The following is a 19,720-nucleotide window of genomic DNA, read 5'->3' on the forward strand; positions in this document are numbered from 1 at the left end:
GGTTGTTGAATTCTAAAGTCAGAATTAACGGTTGTGAGCGATGCTGCTTACTGCCGCTAGCTCTGCCGCTTCTTGCTCTTGCTGTTCTTGACGTTCACGAGCGTCTAGAACTTCTTTAGTAATTAAACCTTCTTCGATTTCGCGTAGAGCGATAACCGTTGGCTTATCGTTCTCTTCTGGCACTAGTGCATCTTTACCGCCAGTTTGCATTTGACGAGCGCGGCGAGCCGCAATCAGTACTAGGTCGAAACGGTTGCCAACTTTTTCAACAGCGTCTTGAACAGTTACGCGTGCCATGAGGACTCCAAATAGTTAACTAAAATTTTAGAATGACGAGAAAGTATACAACCTAACTACTTTATTTACTAGCAATTAGACAAGCCACCGTTTGTGGACTTTCTCAGGTAGTTTATTGTGTTTTTCGCACTGAGCAAAAAACGAGAAATTCTTTATGTTTTACAGCGTGACTTTTTTGAAGTTACTCTGCTAACAACGCGTCAAGCATACCTTTATATTTAGCAGCTTGCTTTTCTTCCTTCAATCTCTCTGCACGCAAGATGGCTTTAAAGTCCATCAAAGCGGTATCAAAATCGTCGTTTACGATCACGTAGTCGTATTCGCTGTAATGAGAGATTTCTGACTTGGCTTCAGCCATACGTTTTGCGATCACTTCATCGCTATCTTGACCACGAGTGTTCAAGCGACGCTCTAGTTCACCGTTTGATGGTGGCAGAATGAAGATGCTTTTGGCTTCTGGCATTTGCTCACGGATTTGGCGTGCGCCTTGCCAGTCGATATCTAGAAAAACGTCGATACCTTTATTTAGCGTTTCTTCAATCCACACACGAGAGGTGCCGTAATAATTACCAAACACTTCAGCGTATTCTAGGAAATCACCTTTAGCGATCAGGGCTTCAAACTCATCTTTCGCTACAAAATGGTAGTGGACACCATTTTCTTCACCAGGTCGCATGTTACGCGTGGTATGAGACACAGACACTTTCATTGCGTAGGTTGGATTGCGTTCCAACATCGCTGAGATCAAGCTAGATTTACCTGCGCCGCTAGGTGCAGATACGATATAGAGAGTACCTTTGCCCATTGTACTGTTCCACTTTTGATTGGATTGATTGAGTGCCGAAGGAAAGTCCGACATTCTTTTAACGATAGCACTGGCAATGATAAATCAACCACCAAAGGGATGGATATTGGTGATAATCCCGCCAGAAAAATGGAGGCGAAGAGTATCATGATCTCTATTTTGTTACCAGTTGATCTTTTCGTCTTACTTAAATGTTGAAAAGAGCTCGCGTGCGCACAAACAAACGAAAAAAGGGGAAGCTTTCACTTCCCCAGGCGTGCGACTGACTCACACTTAATCTTCAAATTATCCTTGGGATTCTAGGAAATTTATCCAAGGGCTAACGGTAGACCTAAATTTTGGCGATTGAGCCGCGCCTTTCATTGCCTGTAAGGCCTTTTGTGGCTGCTTAAGCTCGAAATAGGCCATTCCGCGAATGTATTCAAGTTCTGCCTTTTGCTCTTTAGAGGCATTCGATGCTGCGTTTTCTACAAAGCGAGTCGCTTCAGAATACTGCTTGTCTTGTACCATTAAGCGAGCAATCTGAATTTGCGTTTTAGCAGAAGGAGCGATGTTATATGACTTTTTATAAGCGAGAATCGATTTATCTAGCTCTTTAGCTTGCTGCCAGAAGCTGGCCAAGCGATCATAGTTTTCCTTCGTCTTTTCAATGTTTCCAGATGCCATCTCCTTCTCAAGAGTTTTGGCCGCTTTATATGGAATACCTTGGTAAGCTAAGAAGTTTACAAAACGTAAGTACTCTTTCTCTCCTTCCAGTTTCCCCATTTTGTAAACCATTTCTAAGGTTGCTAAAGAGTTTTGCTCTTGACCCAACTCCATATAAACGCCAGAAAGTTGCATCCAGTAACGCTTTTTCTGAGGGTACTTTGAAGTAAGGGTTTTAAGCACACTGGCAACGCTTTTCAGCTGGCCTAACTCGTAGTGAGAGGCAACGAGAATTAAGTACCAAGACTCACTTGGGCTCTTGCTCATCGCAATTGCTTTTTTGGTTGGTGGGATTGCATTTCTGTAATCTTCCAACTGGACATAAGCGCTTGCTAACGTGATATAAGCATGAGCTTGAGGCTTCTCTTTGGTTGTTTCTGCAACTTTGAACCATTCTTTCATCGTTTTCACAGACAACGTGTACTTCTCTTCAGCTAGGTAAAGCTGAGCCAAGCTGTATCGAACTTGTTGAGCGACTGGAACGGGAAGCGCATCGAGCTTTAATGCTTCGGCAAAGTATTTCGCGGCTTGCACATAATTGTCTTGTAGCGAATACAAAAAGCCCGTTTGCTGAAGTAAAACTGCTCGGTCGTATTTTTTCGAACTTGTGCTTTCTAAAGCGCTTGCTAATTTTTCTTTCGCTGCTGAATATTTTTCAGTTGCGATCAACTCTTGCACTTTGTTGACGGTTCGAAATGTCCGATCTGATAACTGAGGAGCTTCTTTTGCCATCGTAGGAGCGGCCATTGCCACTCCTGCGAAGAGAATTAAAGAAGCCACTTTGCTTTTCCATAAACTTTTCATCGTGACTCCTTAATTGGTTGAGAACTCTATTTCTTGCGATAGGCGTGAGCTAACAGGTTTCCCGTCAACCAATTTTGGTTTAAATGTCCATTTAGAGACTGTTTTTCTTGCCGCTCGACCGAGGCCTAAGCGTCGTGGTTGCTCTTTAAGAACTTTGATGTCCTCTACGGCACCACGTGCGTTTACAGTAAACTCTAGTAAGACAACCCCTTTTTCAATTCCTGCTTTCGCAGCCTTTCTAGGCATTTGAGGTTGGAATGTTGCAAGAGGGGTCGGACCTCCGCTACCCGCTAATTGTGCACCTCCACCCTGGCTATAATGTCCAAGCACCGAGCCACCTGTAACATTTACGGGTAGGTCAAGTTTTGGCATATCCATTGGGGTCTGCTCCATCACCGGTTTTACTGTCGCTGTCACTTTCATTTCTGGTGGCGGCGGCGGACGCTTAGGTGGTGGTGGTTTTGGAAGTTCGCGTTTTTTCTCCTGTATTTTTTCTTCTGGTTTAATGCGAATAAACTCGACCATACGTAGGTCATCATTCGACACTAACTCGTGGCGCTCTTTGTTTACTAGCTTGTCCATCCCCCAGAACAACCCGAGGGAGACAATGAGCGCCAGTGCAATTGAGGCCAGATACCGCATAAGCTTAATCCTTATTGGTTGCGGCAATGGAGATGCTTTCTACACCTGCCATTTTGATCTGGTCCATAACCTTCACGACTACGCCAGCATTTGCTTCAGTGTCGGCTTGGATAACAACTGCGCCATCAGGACTTTCTGCACGAAGACGTTCAATATTCGCGCGAACCGCGTCCACTTCGATGCGGCGTTTATCAACCCAAACATCACCCGCCGCACCAACTGCGACCATGATGTTACCTTTCTTAACGGTTTGCGCTGAGCTTGCCGTCGGACGGTTTACTTCCAGACCTGCTTCTTTTACGAACGATGTTGTTACGATAAAGAAGATCAACATGATAAATACGATGTCGAGCATCGGTGTCATATCGATAGCGGTTTCATCACTGCTATCACTGCTATAGCGTCTTTTCATGACCTATACCTCTAATTCCATTTACTCAGGCAATATGCTTTAGCTTGTCTTCCAGCTTTTGCGTTGTGACTTTGGCTAAATGATCAAGACGTGAACTAAAGAACAGTCCTGATAGAGAAGCCACCATCCCGGCTAAAGTTGGGATTGTTGCCTTTGAGATCCCCGAGGCCATTGCTCGAGGGCTTCCTGTTCCTGTTACCGCTAAGATGTCGAATACTTGGATCATGCCGACAACGGTGCCGAGTAGACCCAGTAGGGGACAAAGTGCAATCAATACTTTCACGATTGGTAGTCCCTTTTTATTCTCAATATCCTGACGAGAAACGATTTCTTGTCGGATCATCTTAGCGTTCCAACTTTGATGCTCTGAGCGCCCTTGCCATGAGCCAACGGCTTTTTTCATGGCTTTTGGAGCGACGGCAGCAAAATAGAACCAACGTTCTAACAATACTGCCCACAGCATAAAGCTGAGGATGAAGATGGCGACGAGTACATCGCCACCCATTCCCAAGAAGCGCCTAATTGATTCAAGTTCTCCAACTAACCACCACATAACGCCTCCTTAGCTTTCGGCTTTATGCAGTTTTTCCTGATAGCGAGCGATGAAGCCTGCACTCTGTTCTTCAAGAGTTTGAACCAAACGACGACCTTTGCTGTGTACGATGGTGTAAAGGAACAGCAATGGAATTGCGACAACCAGACCTAGCATAGTGGTAACAAGAGCTTCAGAAATACCGCCAGCCATCAGTTTAGGGTCGCCGGTACCGAACAGAGTAATGGCTTGGAATGTGCCGATCATACCCATTACTGTACCCAGTAGACCAAGTAGAGGAGCTACAGAAGCAAAAAGCTTGATTGAGCTGATGAAGCGCTCAATGCTTGGAGCATTACGTAGAATGATTTCGTCCAGCTTCGCTTCCAGATCTTCAAGGTTGTCACCTTTGTGCTCTTGGTAAGCTTGGATAACTTCACCCAATGGGTTGCCAGGAATCACGGTTTCTGATTTCGCTTGCTTACGCATTTTGCCGCCAATCACTTGAAGGCGTAGGAAGCAAATTAGAGCAATGATTGCGCCAACTGCACCCATACCAAGGATGACGTAACCTACAATGCCACCTTGATCAATTCGTTCTTGAACGGTTGGGCTTTGTACAAGTAGAGACAAAATGACACCACGGGATGGGTCAATAAACAGTGGCTCATAGCTGTTTGACGCTGACTCAAATCCTGCAACATGACGTGTAATATTGGTGCGAGGCTGTCGAGAGAGTTCTTCGAACTTACCTGTTTGAGGTACATAAGTAACGTACTTACCATCGGCAATCGCGTTAAATTCACCGACAAGAGTGACATCGCGAACCGCTTCTTTACCTTCGCCATAAACAACCGTTGCTTGGGTTGTTGCAGTTTCGCCAGAAGCAACCACTTGTTGGAGAATGGTATGCCAGAAAGCTTCTAGCTCTTGTGTTGACGGCAGTTCTTTACTTTCAGCCAGTTTCGTTAGTAGAGCGTCACGCTCTGGGAACTGAACAGCGTTTTGAGAGGCTGCAAATAAGCCCTTAAACTCTCCCGCATACTGGCGGACCACACCAAACATTTCGCCCAAAGTACCAGAGCGAACACGTAGGGTTTCTGTTAGTTCAGTTAGCTGCTTATCGTTTTCATCAAATGTTGCTTTAAGTTGATCGCCCAGTGCTTGCTGCGCAGCTAACTCTTCGCGAGCTTGTTGCAATAATGCCGCTTGCTTATCGCGATTGTTCTTGAACTCAGCTTCACGGGCTTTGTTCTCTTTCGACTCAACGATGCTTTCTGATTTTACGTTTTTAAGTAGTTCAGATAAGTTTTTAGGCGCTTCTGCTTGTACGCCAGAAACCATAAATAAGCTCGCTAGTAGGCCAGCGGCTAGCGTTTTGAATCCTTTCATCTCTTATTCCTCCCCAGCAAATACAGGCAGTTTGATTAGCGCTGGTGGCGCTTGCTTCTTCGCGATACGAAGGCCTTGCTGTACCGCGATGCGGTAGCTTTCTGGTAATGTTTCCCATTGACGTGTTTGTTGGTTCCACATACCTGTCTCACCACCGTCTGGAGATTGGAATAGAAGTGCTGTGCGACCAATACGTAGGAAATCGTAAGTCACGGTTTCACCATTTCGGTCTAGGCTAGCTTTGTAAGATTCGATTGAGCGAGAGAAGCCTTCTTCAATTTGGTACGCTTCCATCACTTTACGGAATTTCTCTGAAGTTGTTACGTCGGCGCGATCCATGAGACGACGCAGTTCTTGAACTCGCTTATTACGCTCTTTTTTCTGGAAAGGCAGATCGAGAGTCACAAATTCGTCGAGTGCATCGATCATTTTTAATGTAAGTGGCACCACTTCTGTTGCCGTTTGATCGATTTGAGCAATTTGGTTATTTAATGAGTCCAACTCGCCTTGCTGCGATTGAACCATACGGTTAATTTGCTCGTTGTAGACTTTCATACTGTCGATTTGACGAAGTAAGCCTTTGTATTCTGCCAACATGCCTTCAGTGCTTTCGGCATAGTTGTCGATTTTTTGTTGCGAAGCTTCTGAAGATTGATTTGCTTTTGCTTGTGTGGAAACGACAGCACCAGAGTTGGCCGCTACAGAGCTACTACTGATAGTAAGCAATGCTGCAGCTATGGCACTGAGACCAAATTCCTTGAATTTCATGGTTGCATCCTTGTCAGTGTTTTAGTCAGTCGAAAAGGGCGCGGAAAACCCGCGCCAAATATTTTTTAGAAGTCGTATGATGCCTCGATGTAAAGCTGACGGCCGATTGGATCGTCATATCCAGTTGCATAGAATGGAGAGGTATCATTTAGAGGATCGGCAGGCGGTACCTTGTCAAACATGTTGATAGCACCAAGAGTTACACGACCACTCTCGTTGAATTGGTAAGAAGCCGTTAGGTTCCATGTTGTCATGCTCGCGATTTCTGCTTTGTAACCAGCTTTCTTAGCAGAGTCACAGTCATCAAAGTAGTAACGGTTCGCATAGCTTGAACACATACGGTCACGGTATTTACCAAATAGGTTGATAGCGACATCTTCGTATGCCCAGCCAAGGTTTAACGTTGCGGTGTATTCAGGCATGAAATCTCTTTCATCCGTTACTGGCTCACTGTCGTTTTCTTGATATTCAGCAATCAAGATCTTAGTTACAGCTACGCGCGTATTGAATGAACCGAACTCATTAGTGTCGTAAGCATATTTCACAGCAAGGTCAACACCAGAACGCTCTTCATATGACTGGTTGACTGGGCCGTAAGATACGGACTTGATTGTACCGTCTGTATTACGAACTACTTCTGTGCCTGGGTATTTACCTGGATCGTTAATTACGTCTTGGTAAGTTGGTGCTGTTACGACGTCTTCCATCTTGATGTGGTACCAGTCAACGGTTACGCCAAGGTCATCCACAGGTTCCCAAGCTAGACCCAAGTTAATGTTTGTACTTGTTTCTTCTTTCAGCTCAGAGTTAGGGCCGTTAAGCGTATCGAAGTATTGAGTATCACACTCTGGGTACTTATCTTTATCTTGTGGGCCGCTACCACCAGCGTTGGCACAAAGCACAGGGTCAAAACCAGAACCAAAGCCTCGAGTTTGATCGCCAAATAGTCGTTTCAAGTCAGGAGCTCGGAAACCTAGACCGTAGCTACCACGAAGCAATAGAGTGTCAGTAGGACGGTATGCTAGTGCGACTTTAGGAGTGAAGGCTCCGCCTGTTGCCGAGTCGTCGAAGTAGTGGTCATAACGACCAGCGACAGTCATTTCCAAATCTTCAATGATAGGAATTAGGGCTTCGACACCAAGACCAATCTGATCACGGTCACCGCCACCTGATGTTCCGCCTAGACCAGAGAAACCACCAGCTGCTGTTGTCGCATCAATCGTTTCATTGTAGTCAGTACGGTTCCATTCACCATAAACAGCAAAGCCTGACATACCAGCAGGCAGTTCAACCAAATCACCAGCCAGTGAGCCGTTAACAGAGTAAAGCTTTGAGTAGGCTTCTTTGCTTGATGTGCCGCTGTATTTGTTTACAACGTCTTGAGAGATAGGCCCTAGAAGATCGACATCGCCATTTTGTACGGCTTGATCAAGAGTTAGGAAGATTGCTGGGTTGCTTGTTTCAACGCTTTGCTCAGAGTAACCAGCTGATAGGTCCCAATCATACGTATCAGCAAGCAGGCCGTTCAAGCCTAAGGTTAAGCCAAAAGAATCGGCTTCAGTGTTACTTTCGCGTGGGCCAAATTCGACCATACGGCGAGTGTATTCACCTTCGCCGCGGAAGTGAGTGGCATCAACTTCTACGCTGTAAGGGTTAGGTTCGAATTCAGATTCTGTAGACTTGTAGCCAAAACGGGCTTCTGCCATGGCAGTGACATTGTCGTTAATGTCCATTTCACCACGTAAAAGCAGGTCTACTTGTTTATTTTCTGGTTTCAACGTTCGGTATGCAGAGCGGTTAACACCACACTTGCCATCCGCTCGTTCAATAGCGGCATCACCAACGACTTCTTTACATGAAGAACCAGCATCAGCTGGTGTTAGAAGTGTTCCGTTTGCGCCTTCAAAGTTTGCACCGTAGCTAGAGTAACCACTTAGCTGAGAACGGCTTGAACCGTCATCGCCAGCCCAATCATCTCGGTCAGATTGCTTAAGCATTTCGTTGCCCGCAAATTGGCCAACGAAGAGAATACGTTTATCGTCAAAATCTTTACCGGCAACAACGTCTAAACGGCCATTTTGGTAGCCACCATCTGTTGCGTCACCCGCACGTACTTTTACAGATACGCCATCAAAGTCTTTCTTTAAAATGAAGTTTACGACACCGCCGATCGCGTCGGAGCCGTAGATAGCGGAACCTGAATCAGTCATTACTTCAACACGCTCGATAGCGGCAACAGGGATTTGACCAATGTCTTGGAAGTTAGATGTGCCATCTTGAGCCAGTGGGTATTGAGGAAGGCGACGACCATCGATAAGAATCAATGTGCGTGAAGCGCCAAGACCACGTAAGTTGACTGACTGTGCTGCAGGTGTGAATGAGAAAGAGTTCGTTTGAGCCATTACACCACCGGTGTTTTGAGTCAAACTGTTCAACACGTCTTGCGCGCTGTTAAAACCTTTAGATTCAATATCTTTACTATTAATAACAGTAACTGGTGAAGGACCTTCCATATCCGTCGTGGAGATACGCGAACCAGTAACTTTCATCTTTTGAAGTTTTTCAACTTGTTGCTCTTCTGCCAGTGCTGTTGCTGGGGCTACGACTGCTGCTGTCCCCAACGCAAGGCTTATCGCAACAGATAAAGCGGTTGTGTTTTTATACATCCTTGTTGCTCCGATTATTATTATTTCCTATGTCTGGCCGCATAGCGGCCAATTGAGACGTTAATATTTCGTTAACGTTCGGCCAATGTATAACCGAGATGAAAAAAGGAAGTCAAACCAGTGGTAAACGGGGATGCTTAAATGTAAAAAAGATGTAAATAACCAGGGTTGGTTTAAAACGCGGAATAAAAAACTAAATAGCCTTACCAAGGCGACATCAAATTTCAATAAAACACCGTATTTTGTGTTTCTTATAAACTTTAATGACTTATCTTGCCTATGGTTTTTTAGTGGGTAATTGAATCTGAAAAAAGATATTTTTCCAGTGAATTGTTCTGAGATGAGTTTTATATCGAATCCATACTTTGGTGACTCGAACTTATAGGGTGGTATCAAAATATGATACCCATTGCTGTAAAAGGGCTCACTCGTATTTTTAGGTCAAATATACATGTGGTGGATATGTCTATTTATTCCATGTATTTGCATTTTTATGTAGGGTTTTGGCTCTAAACAGCCTAGATTGATATTCTGTGTGAATTATTTTTGTGGTTTTTTATAATTTTTTACAAAAACATTTCTGTTTTTCGACTTCGGAGGAAGTTTGTCATGTTTTGGTTTCAAACACTTGAAGCTGATGTGGATTCAAGATAAATATGACGCTGAAATTATTGCAGTAGTAGAAAAGTCTGGTTCTTGAAACGCAGGGAGTGTGTTTCAACAGTTTTAGTTACTACGAGATAAATATGCACCACTTTGGGCGGGGAACTTCCTCTTTCACTCCGCCTGAATTGGACAGTAGACAAGGAGCAAGTTGTATATGCTGTCGTACTTTTTACGCCGTTTGGCGTTGGTGATACCAACGTTTCTCGGGATAACTATTCTTATCTTTGCTATCACTCGTTTCGTGCCGGGCGGACCTGTTGAACGCATGTTGTCACAAATGCAGTCTCAAGGGGATGGTGCCGCATCAATGACGTCTGCTGGTGGCAATACCGCCCTTTCTGATGATCAAATCGCTGAGCTAAATGCGTTTTACGGTCTAGATAAGCCAGTGACAGAAGCGTATGTGGAGTGGCTAAGTCGCTTGATCGTGCTAGACCTTGGTGAGTCAACACGTTACTACGAACCTGTCTCTGACATGATTGCAGAGCGTTTACCTGTGTCGTTATTTTATGGCGGCATGACCTTTTTTATCAGTTATTTTATCTCGATCCCTCTTGGTTATTACAAGGCGCTCAAGCACGGCTCTGTGTTTGATTCCGCTTCTTCAATACTCATCTTTGTGGGCTATGCCTTGCCTGGCTATGTGGTGGGTGTATTGCTCATCACGCTATTTAGTTATCACTTGGAATGGTTTCCGATGGGAGGCTTTGTCGGCGATGACTTCGACGATTACGAAACTTTCTTTGAACGCGCCAAGGACATCATGTGGCACGCGGTGTTGCCTTTAATCTGTTACCTCATTGGCGACTTTGCAACACTGACAATGACGATGAAAAACAACCTGATGGAAAACCTTTCTTCAGACTATATCCGTACAGCTATCGCGAAGGGCTTACCTTTCAAAAAGGCGGTTCGTAAGCACGCGTTGCGTAACAGCTTAATTCCAATCGCGAGTCACTTTGGTAACTCTTTGTTGTTCTTCATGACCGGTGCCTTCCTGATTGAAGTTATCTTCAATATTGATGGCATTGGTTTATTGGGTTACGAATCAATCATGGAGCGTGATTACCCTGTTGTTATGGGTATTGTCGCCATTAATGCGCTGTTGCTGCTCATTGGTAACATTATTTCAGATATTTGTGTTGCTTTAGTCGACCCACGTGTGAAGTTTGGAGCGTAACATGATTAAAGTTAGTCCATTAACTCAAAAGAAAATTCGCCACTTTAAAGAGATCAAACGAGGTTATTGGTCGTTTGTCATTCTCTCAATCATGTTGATCCTGTCGCTCTTTGCTGAACTTCTGATTAATAGTAAAGCGCTAGTCGTCAAGTACGATGGTAGCTACTATTTTCCTGTTGTCAGTGATGTCCGTTTAGGCAGTGAATTCGGCCAAGAGTCATCCAGCGAAGCGGATTATCGCGTACTGCAAAAAGCGTTTGAGGCCGAAGGGAGCGACAACTTTGTTATTTTGCCGCTTGTGCCATGGAACCCATATGAACAGGATTTTAGTGGTGATTTCCCGCCAACAGCGCCTAGTGCCGAAAACAAGCATTATTTAGGTACAGATGTGATAGGTCGCGATATTTTGGCACGACTTGTTTACGGATTCAGAACGGCAATGGGATTTGCGTTGCTCACCATGGCAATTTCCTACGCGATCGGTACCGCAGTTGGTTGTGCTATGGGTTTTTGGGGCGGTAAATTTGACTTGTTTGTACAGCGACTTATCGAAATCTGGTCAATGGTGCCGTTTTTGTACGTCATTATGATTCTTGTCTCAATCGTTCAACCGACGTTCGCTCTCTTTGTCGCTATTAACGTGCTTTTCACCTGGATGGGTATGACATGGTACATGCGGACCATGACTTATAAAGAAGCGGCACGAGAATACGTAATGGCGGCACGTGCTTTAGGGGCATCGACGGGACGTATTTTGTTTAATCACATCCTACCGAATACGATGGTGATGATCGTGACATTGGCGCCGTTCACTATTGCAGCAAACATCACTGCGCTGACCGCTTTGGATTATCTAGGTTTAGGTCTGATGCCACCAACGCCAAGTTGGGGGGAACTGCTACAACAAGGTAAATCTAACCTAGACTCGCCATGGATTGTTGCCTCAGTGGTGACGTCAATTGTACTCGTGTTGGTAATGGTGACCTTTATTGGTGAAGCCATTCGAGCGGCCTTCGACCCGAAAAAATTCACACGCTATGTTTAAGCGAGCATTGTGAGCAAAACATAAAAAAGGGAAGTTTTATGAAGAAATTATTTTTAGCGTCCACGCTGAGCGCCCTGAGTTTTGGTGCAATGTCAGCAACGCTTCCGACTGACTTAAACTGGCAAACAAACTGGGATGAGCCTCAATATGGTTCGCCTGAAGCGAAACGTGGAGGGACCTATCGCACCTTCATGTCAAGTTTTCCACAGACGTTACGTAGTGTTGGCCCAGACGCCAATGCGGGGTTGCGTTCCTTTATCTTGGATGAAACCCCTGGATTGGTGGTTCGCCACCCAGACACTTTAGAGTTCATCCCTGAACTTGCTAATGAGTGGGCGTTAGCTGGCGACAATAAAACCGTTTATTTCAAACTCAACCCAGAAGCTAAATGGTCGGACGGCAAGCCTGTGACTGCCGACGATTTTGTATTCATGCTTAAGTTTTATCGTTCTAAGGATATCCTAGAACCTTGGTACAACGATTATTACAACAAAACCATTGCGGATGTTATTAAGTACGACGCTTATACGTTTGCTGTTAAGGCCGCGAAAGAGTTCAATCCGGAAGAATTGTTGCTAAGAATGGGGGCTTTACGCCCACGTCCCGCACACTTTTATGCCAACCCTTCAAAGGATGAAAATGGTGATGGTATTCACGACAACTTTGTCCGTTACTACAACTTTAAGAGTGAACCAACGACCAGTGCGTACTACCTAGATGATATCAAAAAAGGTAGAAGTGTGACTTTCAAACATGTTGGCGAAGATTGGTGGGGTTACAGCAATAAGTACTACCAAAATCGCTACAATGTCGACAAGATTCGCATCACGGTGATCCGCGATAGCGATATTGCGATGAAGCATTTTGAAAAGGGTAAGTTGGATGCATTTGGTCTGGTTCTGCCAAGTCTATGGCACGATAAATCGAACACAGAACCGTACCAAAAAGGCTACATTCAAAAGTTCTGGGGTTACAACCAATTTCCAGTCGGTGCGGGCGGCGTATGGATGAACACCGCGATGCCTTTACTGGATGATTTAAACGTTCGCAAGGGCATTACTTACGCAATTGATTTTGATGGCATGATTGAGAACATCATGCGTGGTGACTACTCCCGTAAGCCAAACCCGACGGGTTATGGCCATGGTAAATACACCCTACCAGACGCGAAAGCACCGAAATTTGACCCCGCAAAAGCGGCCGAGGCATTCGAAGCCGCAGGCTTTAACAAAATTGGTTCCGATGGTATTCGTGTCAATGATAAAGGTGAGCGCTTAAGCTTCGAGCTGACCTACGGAACACCTGTTCATACTCCTCGTATTGCCTTTTTGCGTGAGCAAGCCAAGCTAGCAGGGCTGGATATTGAGCTCAAGTTGGTTGATGGCTCATCCATGTTCAAATACGTACGTGAGAAAAAGCACGATTTGGCTTTCTTAGATATGGGTACGTCCGAGATCCCAACGTATTGGGAGTACTTCCATTCAGTCAATGCGAACAAGCCGCAAACTAACTCTTTCACAAACTACAGCACGCCAGAGCTGGATGAAAAGATCATCGAGTATCGTTTTAGCATGGATATGGATAAAAAGATCCAGCTAGGTCATGAGATTCAGCGTGACATCATTGATGCGCATGTTATCGTAACAGGCTACATGATTCCTTATGTCCGCTACGGTCACTGGCGCTGGCTAAAGTTTCCTGATAAGCCAATGAATCGCATGACAGAGGCGTTGTTTAGTGGTGGCATCATAGGGGATGGCACTTACTGGATTGATAGCGATATCAAGAAAGAAACCAAACAAGCGATGAAATCAGGCAAAGCTTTTGAACCTGTCGTCGTCGTAGATGACACTTATAAGCTGTAAGGATTGGTTATGGAAAACGATGTAATCCTAAGTGTTAAAGATCTCGAAGTTGAATTCACCACCGATGATGGACCAGTGAAGGTGCTGCATGGTGTGAACTTTGATGTGAGAGCTGGACGTACACTCGGTCTGGTGGGAGAGTCAGGCAGTGGTAAGAGCGTAACCTCAATGTCGATCATGGGGCTTTTACCTAAGCCATATGGCAACATCATCAAAGGTGAAGTGAATTATCGCGGCACCAACCTAGTTGATTTGCCTGCGGAAGAGATGTACGCCATGCGTGGCGATCGCATTTCGATCATCTTCCAAGATCCGATGACGGCGCTCAATCCAGTACACACTATTGGTCGTCAAATATGTGAAGTGCTTGAACTCCATCGACCAGAGCTCGACAAAAAGGAGCGGGAGGCTTTCTCGATTGAGATGCTGGCAAAAGTCAAAATCCCAATGCCAGAGAAGCGATTGAATGAGTATCCCCATAACCTATCTGGCGGTATGCGCCAGCGTGTCATGATCGCGATGGCGTTGGCCTGTAAGCCGGACATTCTGATTTGTGATGAACCGACTACAGCGTTGGATGTTACGGTTCAGGCGTCTATCCTTGAACTGATGAATGAGCTTCAGGAAGAAACAGGCATGGCGATGATCTTCATTACTCACGACCTCGGGGTTGTGGCTGAAGTGTGTGATGATGTTGCCGTGATGTATGGTGGGCGTATTGTCGAAAAAGCAGAAATTTTTGAGTTGTTTGATAACCCACAGCACCCATATACGGAGCGTTTGATGGGGTTGATGCCGAGCTTAGATAATGAGCCGAAGCAGATGATCGATATCAAGCCTATTGATGCAAGTATGTTTGCCAGTTAACTGGGCAAAGTGAACGAGTCATAAAAGAGGATGTTATGGCAAAAGAAGTATTAAGAATTGAAAATCTTAAGCAGCACTTTGTTTCTGGTAAAGGGCTGTTCAAGAAAGGCTACACCATCAAAGCGGTAGACGGGGTTTCACTGTCTGTTTCTGAAGGTGAAACACTGGGGCTAGTTGGTGAGTCAGGTTGTGGTAAAAGCACCCTTGGTCGCACGATCTTAAAGTTATACGAGCCAACGGAAGGTAAGATTTTCTTTGAAGGTAAAGACATCACTAAACTGTCTGTCAAAGAGATGCGATCGCTGCGTAAAGACATGCAAATCGTCTTTCAAGACCCAATGGAATCACTCAATCAGCGTCATACCATCGGTATGATTCTAGAAGAGCCGTTTGTTATTCATAAAATCGGTACGCCAGCCGAGCGCAAACAGTGGGTAAAAGAGCTTTTAATCAAAGTGGGCTTGCCAGAAACGGCAGTCAACCGCTATCCACATGAGTTTTCAGGCGGCCAACGTCAGCGTATCGGTATTGCTCGTGCGATTGCATTGAAGCCTAAATTACTGATTTGTGACGAATCGGTATCTGCGCTAGATGTATCGGTACAGGCACAAATCTTGAACCTATTACTACAACTGCAACAAGAGATGAACTTGGCGATCATCTTTATCTCTCACGATCTCTCTGTGGTGAAACACGTTTCAGACAAAGTTGCCGTGATGTATTTTGGTAAAGTGGTAGAAGCAGGCAGCGCGAAAGAAATTTATGCAAACCCGCAAAATGAGTACACTAAGAAACTCCTATCTGCGATTCCGATCACCCACCCTAAATATCGGAAGAAAAAGCGCCTGGCTGAAAAAAAGCAGCAAGTGGCGTAAGTGATGCCACAGGTCCTATAACACAAAAACGCTCCGCCAAATAAGCGGAGCGTTTTTATAGGCCTATGTTAGGTCTTGGTGTTGATTGGCGCTTGAGTATTATGATTGATTGAAGATCGTTGCATGCTAAACTCAAGGCCTATCTTCTTTGTCTGGATAATGGACCATGCCGTCGAATTTACCGAAATCCTTTAGTCGACCGTTCCTGAAAATCTTCCATATTTTGGAGGCGGTATTACTAGTCTCTATTACCTTGGCGACGTTGTACGCCATGATGCAAGAGTTTGTACACGTATTTGTCGAGAAGCGTGTCTTACTCACGGATATTCTTTTGATGTTTATCTATCTGGAAGTGCTCGCCATGGTGCAGCAGTTCGTGATGAACGGTAAAATTCCGGTACGCTATCCTATCTATATCGCGATGATGGCGATCGCCCGCTATATCACACTAGGAATGAAAGAACTGGATGCGGTTTTGGTTGTGTGGTTATCTCTGGCAGCGTTTATCTTAGCTGCGGCAACCTTGCTCATCAGAGTCGGGCATCATTATTGGCCCTACGTTGATAACAGAACCTTGGAAAAAGATGAATAAAAGAAAGCCCCGCACTAGCGGGGCTTTTTTGTTTCAATACTCGATGACTTTTAGATCATTCAATATTTTGGATCTGCTCACGCATCTGTTCAATCAGTACTTTCAGTTCAACGCCCGATGCGGTGATGTCGGTGCTGATGGATTTCGACGCTAGCGTGTTCGATTCACGGTTGAACTCTTGCATCATGAAGTCCAGACGACGACCCACTGCGCCACCTTTTTTCAGAATGTTTGTGGTTTCTTTTACGTGAGAGTCCAAGCGATCGAGCTCTTCAGCAACATCCGATTTTTGCGCTAGCAAAATCAACTCTTGCTCGATACGAGACGGATCCAGTTCCACTTTAGCGTCTTCGAACTTCGAGAATAGTCGCTCACGTTGCCATTCTAAAATTTCTGGCATGCGCGCACGCACTTTTACGACTTCTGCAGAAATGGCGTTCAAACGCTGTTCAATCAGCGCTTTCATGTTCTCGCCTTCACGAGCACGCGCTTCAATAAACTCATCCATTGCGCCATCAAACGCTTCTAGTAGCACTTTATTTACCGCATCCATGTCTTGCTCTGGCGTTTCCATTACCCCCGGCCATTGCATGACTTGAAATGGATTGATTCGGCTCAGTTCACCAGTCATGTGCATGACTTGTTCAGCGGCCTTAATTACCTGGCTAGCAAGCGCTTCGTTGATTCTAAGCTCACCTTTTGCAGCAGGGTTTGCTTCAAAACGCAGATTACATTCCACTTTGCCTCGCGCTAAGCGCTTACGAAAACGCTCGCGTAAAACGGGCTCTAATCCACGAAATTGTTCTGGCATGCGGAAGTATGTTTCTAAATAACGTTGGTTCACGCTGCGGATTTCCCATACCGCAGAACCCCAGTCGCCTTTTACTTCTTTGCGTGCATACGCTGTCATACTGTAAATCATCGAATTTTCCTGTCTTCATTTTTTGAAAATTACTTCAAGAGTGTATCACGCTGCGTCGATAGGTGCGCGGGATGTATGGATTGTTTATGTTGTGCCTGCGGCGTAACCTATGAATCCGGAATCGATTCCGTTATAATCTTCGCCCAACCAAATCGTCTTCTCCTCATATTTAAGGTAGATGCCCATGCGTCCAAACGATCGCAAGGCGGATCAAGTTCGCCCTATCAAAATTACTCGTAACTACACAGCTTACGCTGAAGGGTCAGTGCTAGTTGAGTTCGGTAACACCAAAGTGTTGTGTAATGCGACCGTCGAAGAATCTGTGCCACGTTGGCTAAAAGGTCAAGGTAAAGGCTGGGTTACAGCTGAATACGGCATGCTACCTCGAGCAACACATTCTCGTACTCGTCGTGAAGCAGCAAGTGGAAAGCAAGGCGGCCGTACGATGGAAATTCAGCGTCTTATCGCGCGAAGCCTACGTGCAGTTGTCGATCTAAAAGCTATGGGTGAGTTCATGATCACCGTTGACTGTGACGTTATCCAAGCTGACGGTGGTACGCGTACTGCATCCATCAGCGGCGCAAGTGTTGCAATGGCCGATGCGTTCCAACACCTAGTAGATAGCGGCAAGCTAAAAGCAAACCCAATGAAAGGCCACGTAGCGGCAGTTTCTGTCGGCTTACTAGGCGACGAAGTATTGTGTGATCTTGAATACGTTGAAGATTCAGCGGCAGACACAGACATGAACGTAGTAATGACCGAAGAAGGCAAGATGATTGAAATTCAGGGCACCGCAGAAGGTGAACCGTTCAGTCACGAACAGCTGATGGCATTGCTCGAGTCGGCGAAAGTCGGCATTACGGAAATTGTCGCAGCGCAGAAGGCGGCGTTAGCCAATTGATTTAGATAGCTCCCATTATGGGGGCTATTTTTTTATCTCGACAATAGAGAAATGAATGATTGTCGAGAAGAGACACAAGAAACCAAGGACATAGAGAGAAAATAATGAAAGCATACCAGCGTGAATTTATTGAGTTTGCACTTGAGAAAGAAGTTCTTAAGTTTGGTGAGTTTACTTTGAAATCTGGCCGTAAAAGCCCGTACTTCTTTAACGCTGGTCTTTTCAATACTGGTCGTGACCTAGCGCGTCTTGGTCGTTTTTACGCAGCCGCGCTCGCTGATTCAGGCATTGAGTTTGATGTGCTTTTTGGCCCGGCGTACAAAGGGATTCCAATCGCGACGACAACAGCAGTCGCGCTGGCGGATCATCATGACGTCGACACGCCTTACTGCTTCAACCGTAAAGAAGCGAAAGATCACGGCGAAGGCGGTAACCTTGTAGGCTCTGCGCTTGAAGGCCGTATCATGCTAGTAGATGACGTAATCACAGCAGGTACTGCGATTCGTGAATCGATGGAAATCATTCAAGCAAATGGCGCAGACCTTGCTGGTGTGTTGGTTGCGATTGACCGCCAAGAAAAAGGCAAAGGTGAGTTGTCTGCGATCCAAGAAGTGGAGCGTGACTTTGGTTGTGCAATCATCTCAATCGTTAGCCTGACTGACCTTGTGACTTTCCTTGAAGAGAAAGGCACAGACAAAGAGCATCTAGAAGCAGTCAAAGCGTACCGCGCAGAATACGGCATTTAATTGGTTACTTTTTCTGAAAAAGTAAAAAGGGCAGATGGATATTCATCTGCCCTTTTTTGTTTTTGGATTCATCGCCTTGACCACTTACTTATAGCGAATGCCTTTCTCGACATGCTCATCTTGCATGGTTTTATAGCGTTTATGGAGCCACATCCATTGCTCTGGAGCGCGTAGAATGACTTCTTCCACATACTTGTTCATATAAGCGGCAGCGGCGACTTCGTCTTTTTGTGGATAATCGGCTTCAATGCACTTATCGGCGATGATGTCGTATTTTCCTTCGTCATTGCGAAACCCTGAGCCTGGGATGATCGCACATTTTGAGGTATACGCCAGAATGCTCGTGCCTGTTGTCGTACACGCATCGTCTACGGCAAAGAAGGGCACAAATACTGATTTTTTGCGACCGTAATCGTGATCCGGTAAATAGAACAGACGCTCACCGCTGCGTAAAACACGAATCATCTTTTTTACATCTTTACGGTCAATCAGTTTATTGCCGTTATGTGTCCGTCCCCAATACTGGATAAAGTTATAAGCAGGATTATTATGCGGACGAAACGCGCCGTACCCGGCCACGCCTAACACGGCGAAAGCACGCGCAGTGATCTCTAGATTTAGAGCATGGACACAACAAAGTAGGACGCCTTTACCTTCTTTGGCTTTTTCACGCAGTGCGCCGAGATCTTTCTCGACGATCAGGTTTTTAAAGCGCCAAGTCGGCCAGAACCAAGTGATTCCGGTTTCTATCAGTGCCATACCAGTATTTTTGAAGTTCTCTTCAACAATATGTTGAATCTCTTCAGGTGTTTTGTCTGGAAAGGCCAATTCTAAGTTACGCTGAGCAACGTGGACACGCTTTTTACCGTAGCGCATGCCAAGTTTGCCGAGTGAACGACCTAATGAAAGCAGCAGCCGATAAGGAAGAATATTGACGAGGATGGCCAACAGACCAAACCCAAGCCATACGCCCCAGTTACGAGGGTGAAGAAGTGAAAGAGAAAACTCGGGCTGCGTGTATTTGTCTTTACTCATAGT

The 19,720-nt window shown here is 45.4% G+C and carries 19 protein-coding genes; 8 read left to right on the plus strand and 11 right to left on the minus strand.

All coding sequences use genetic code 11. The features are described from left to right. Positions 1-24 precede the first annotated feature (24 nt). The 9 genes from rpoZ to NL644_RS16705 all read right to left on the minus strand — a co-directional run bounded on the left by rpoZ (position 25) and on the right by NL644_RS16705 (position 9,023). Positions 25-297: a DNA-directed RNA polymerase subunit omega gene (gene rpoZ / locus NL644_RS16665; protein WP_005379346.1), complete on the minus strand. Its 273-nt coding sequence runs from the start codon at positions 295-297 to the stop codon at positions 25-27. A 181-nt stretch (positions 298-478) separates the two neighbouring features. Beyond that, positions 479-1,102, minus strand: a complete 624-nt coding sequence (gene gmk / locus NL644_RS16670; RefSeq protein ID WP_005394946.1) for a guanylate kinase — start codon at positions 1,100-1,102, stop codon at positions 479-481. Positions 1,103-1,387: 285 nt separating this feature from the next. Further along, complete coding sequence (locus NL644_RS16675) at positions 1,388-2,611, minus strand: lipopolysaccharide assembly protein LapB (protein WP_114323045.1); 1,224 nt, start codon at positions 2,609-2,611, stop codon at positions 1,388-1,390. 9 nt (positions 2,612-2,620) lie between these two features. Beyond that, positions 2,621-3,253: an energy transducer TonB gene (locus NL644_RS16680; RefSeq protein ID WP_006741809.1), complete on the minus strand. Its 633-nt coding sequence runs from the start codon at positions 3,251-3,253 to the stop codon at positions 2,621-2,623. A gap of 4 nt (positions 3,254-3,257) precedes the next feature. Then, positions 3,258-3,665 (minus strand): biopolymer transporter ExbD, encoded by a 408-nt coding sequence (locus tag NL644_RS16685; RefSeq protein WP_005379359.1) that lies wholly within the window; start codon positions 3,663-3,665, stop codon positions 3,258-3,260. Positions 3,666-3,690: 25 nt separating this feature from the next. Then, positions 3,691-4,218, minus strand: a complete 528-nt coding sequence (locus NL644_RS16690; RefSeq protein WP_005379363.1) for a MotA/TolQ/ExbB proton channel family protein — start codon at positions 4,216-4,218, stop codon at positions 3,691-3,693. Positions 4,219-4,227: 9 nt separating this feature from the next. Beyond that, complete coding sequence (locus tag NL644_RS16695; RefSeq protein WP_005394940.1) at positions 4,228-5,589, minus strand: MotA/TolQ/ExbB proton channel family protein; 1,362 nt, start codon at positions 5,587-5,589, stop codon at positions 4,228-4,230. A 3-nt stretch (positions 5,590-5,592) separates the two neighbouring features. Continuing rightward, positions 5,593-6,357, minus strand: coding sequence for a DUF3450 domain-containing protein (locus NL644_RS16700; RefSeq protein ID WP_104971145.1), 765 nt, complete (start codon positions 6,355-6,357; stop codon positions 5,593-5,595). 65 nt (positions 6,358-6,422) lie between these two features. Beyond that, a complete protein-coding gene (locus NL644_RS16705) occupies positions 6,423-9,023 on the minus strand; it encodes a TonB-dependent siderophore receptor (protein ID WP_047009405.1) in 2,601 nt (866 codons plus the stop codon). 820 nt (positions 9,024-9,843) lie between these two features. On the opposite strand from NL644_RS16705, the gene NL644_RS16710 reads away from it, so the two are divergent. The 6 genes from NL644_RS16710 (at position 9,844) to NL644_RS16735 (ending at position 16,113) form a co-directional block, all read left to right on the plus strand. Beyond that, positions 9,844-10,869, plus strand: a complete 1,026-nt coding sequence (locus tag NL644_RS16710; RefSeq protein WP_065646536.1) for an ABC transporter permease subunit — start codon at positions 9,844-9,846, stop codon at positions 10,867-10,869. 1 nt (position 10,870) lies between these two features. Further along, positions 10,871-11,914: an ABC transporter permease gene (locus tag NL644_RS16715; RefSeq protein ID WP_005394934.1), complete on the plus strand. Its 1,044-nt coding sequence runs from the start codon at positions 10,871-10,873 to the stop codon at positions 11,912-11,914. Positions 11,915-11,952: 38 nt separating this feature from the next. After that, on the plus strand, positions 11,953-13,779 hold the full coding sequence (locus NL644_RS16720) for an extracellular solute-binding protein (protein ID WP_114323047.1): 1,827 nt from the start codon (positions 11,953-11,955) through the stop codon (positions 13,777-13,779). A 9-nt stretch (positions 13,780-13,788) separates the two neighbouring features. After that, a complete protein-coding gene (locus tag NL644_RS16725) occupies positions 13,789-14,646 on the plus strand; it encodes an ABC transporter ATP-binding protein (protein ID WP_005394932.1) in 858 nt (285 codons plus the stop codon). A 35-nt stretch (positions 14,647-14,681) separates the two neighbouring features. Then, complete coding sequence (locus NL644_RS16730) at positions 14,682-15,521, plus strand: ABC transporter ATP-binding protein (protein WP_005394930.1); 840 nt, start codon at positions 14,682-14,684, stop codon at positions 15,519-15,521. A gap of 166 nt (positions 15,522-15,687) precedes the next feature. Further along, a complete protein-coding gene (locus NL644_RS16735) occupies positions 15,688-16,113 on the plus strand; it encodes a phosphate-starvation-inducible protein PsiE (RefSeq protein WP_012841209.1) in 426 nt (141 codons plus the stop codon). 55 nt (positions 16,114-16,168) lie between these two features. On the opposite strand, the gene NL644_RS16740 is transcribed toward NL644_RS16735, so the two are convergent. Beyond that, entirely contained in the window at positions 16,169-17,035 is an 867-nt protein-coding gene (locus NL644_RS16740; RefSeq protein ID WP_253658642.1) for a YicC/YloC family endoribonuclease, read from the minus strand. A gap of 184 nt (positions 17,036-17,219) precedes the next feature. On the opposite strand from NL644_RS16740, the gene rph reads away from it, so the two are divergent. Both rph and pyrE read left to right on the plus strand, forming a co-directional pair. Continuing rightward, positions 17,220-17,936 carry a ribonuclease PH gene (rph, locus tag NL644_RS16745; protein ID WP_031780917.1) on the plus strand — a complete coding sequence of 239 codons (717 nt, stop codon included), beginning with the start codon at positions 17,220-17,222 and terminating at the stop codon, positions 17,934-17,936. Positions 17,937-18,040: 104 nt separating this feature from the next. Then, entirely contained in the window at positions 18,041-18,682 is a 642-nt protein-coding gene (pyrE, locus tag NL644_RS16750) for an orotate phosphoribosyltransferase (RefSeq protein ID WP_026000307.1), read from the plus strand. Positions 18,683-18,766: 84 nt separating this feature from the next. On the opposite strand, the gene NL644_RS16755 is transcribed toward pyrE, so the two are convergent. Continuing rightward, the gene (locus tag NL644_RS16755; protein ID WP_033905948.1) at positions 18,767-19,717 is read right to left on the minus strand and encodes a Kdo(2)-lipid IV(A) acyltransferase; all 951 of its coding nucleotides are present in this window, start codon (positions 19,715-19,717) and stop codon (positions 18,767-18,769) included. Positions 19,718-19,720: the final 3 nt, after the last annotated feature.

Origin of the sequence: Vibrio sp. Y10_XG_PY6, from assembly GCF_024181795.1 — a bacterium.
Classification (GTDB): Bacteria; Pseudomonadota; Gammaproteobacteria; order Enterobacterales; family Vibrionaceae; genus Vibrio; species Vibrio diabolicus.

Coding starts and splice junctions, on each gene's coding strand:
- rpoZ (WP_005379346.1), bottom strand. CDS start 297: ATGGCACGCGTAACTGTTCAAGACGCTGTTGAAAAAGTTGGCAACCGT.
- gmk (WP_005394946.1), bottom strand. CDS start 1,102: ATGGGCAAAGGTACTCTCTATATCGTATCTGCACCTAGCGGCGCAGGT.
- NL644_RS16675 (WP_114323045.1), bottom strand. CDS start 2,611: ATGAAAAGTTTATGGAAAAGCAAAGTGGCTTCTTTAATTCTCTTCGCA.
- NL644_RS16680 (WP_006741809.1), bottom strand. CDS start 3,253: ATGCGGTATCTGGCCTCAATTGCACTGGCGCTCATTGTCTCCCTCGGG.
- NL644_RS16685 (WP_005379359.1), bottom strand. CDS start 3,665: ATGAAAAGACGCTATAGCAGTGATAGCAGTGATGAAACCGCTATCGAT.
- NL644_RS16690 (WP_005379363.1), bottom strand. CDS start 4,218: ATGTGGTGGTTAGTTGGAGAACTTGAATCAATTAGGCGCTTCTTGGGA.
- NL644_RS16695 (WP_005394940.1), bottom strand. CDS start 5,589: ATGAAAGGATTCAAAACGCTAGCCGCTGGCCTACTAGCGAGCTTATTT.
- NL644_RS16700 (WP_104971145.1), bottom strand. CDS start 6,357: ATGAAATTCAAGGAATTTGGTCTCAGTGCCATAGCTGCAGCATTGCTT.
- NL644_RS16705 (WP_047009405.1), bottom strand. CDS start 9,023: ATGTATAAAAACACAACCGCTTTATCTGTTGCGATAAGCCTTGCGTTG.
- NL644_RS16710 (WP_065646536.1), top strand. CDS start 9,844: ATGCTGTCGTACTTTTTACGCCGTTTGGCGTTGGTGATACCAACGTTT.
- NL644_RS16715 (WP_005394934.1), top strand. CDS start 10,871: ATGATTAAAGTTAGTCCATTAACTCAAAAGAAAATTCGCCACTTTAAA.
- NL644_RS16720 (WP_114323047.1), top strand. CDS start 11,953: ATGAAGAAATTATTTTTAGCGTCCACGCTGAGCGCCCTGAGTTTTGGT.
- NL644_RS16725 (WP_005394932.1), top strand. CDS start 13,789: ATGGAAAACGATGTAATCCTAAGTGTTAAAGATCTCGAAGTTGAATTC.
- NL644_RS16730 (WP_005394930.1), top strand. CDS start 14,682: ATGGCAAAAGAAGTATTAAGAATTGAAAATCTTAAGCAGCACTTTGTT.
- NL644_RS16735 (WP_012841209.1), top strand. CDS start 15,688: ATGCCGTCGAATTTACCGAAATCCTTTAGTCGACCGTTCCTGAAAATC.
- NL644_RS16740 (WP_253658642.1), bottom strand. CDS start 17,035: ATGATTTACAGTATGACAGCGTATGCACGCAAAGAAGTAAAAGGCGAC.
- rph (WP_031780917.1), top strand. CDS start 17,220: ATGCGTCCAAACGATCGCAAGGCGGATCAAGTTCGCCCTATCAAAATT.
- pyrE (WP_026000307.1), top strand. CDS start 18,041: ATGAAAGCATACCAGCGTGAATTTATTGAGTTTGCACTTGAGAAAGAA.
- NL644_RS16755 (WP_033905948.1), bottom strand. CDS start 19,717: ATGAGTAAAGACAAATACACGCAGCCCGAGTTTTCTCTTTCACTTCTT.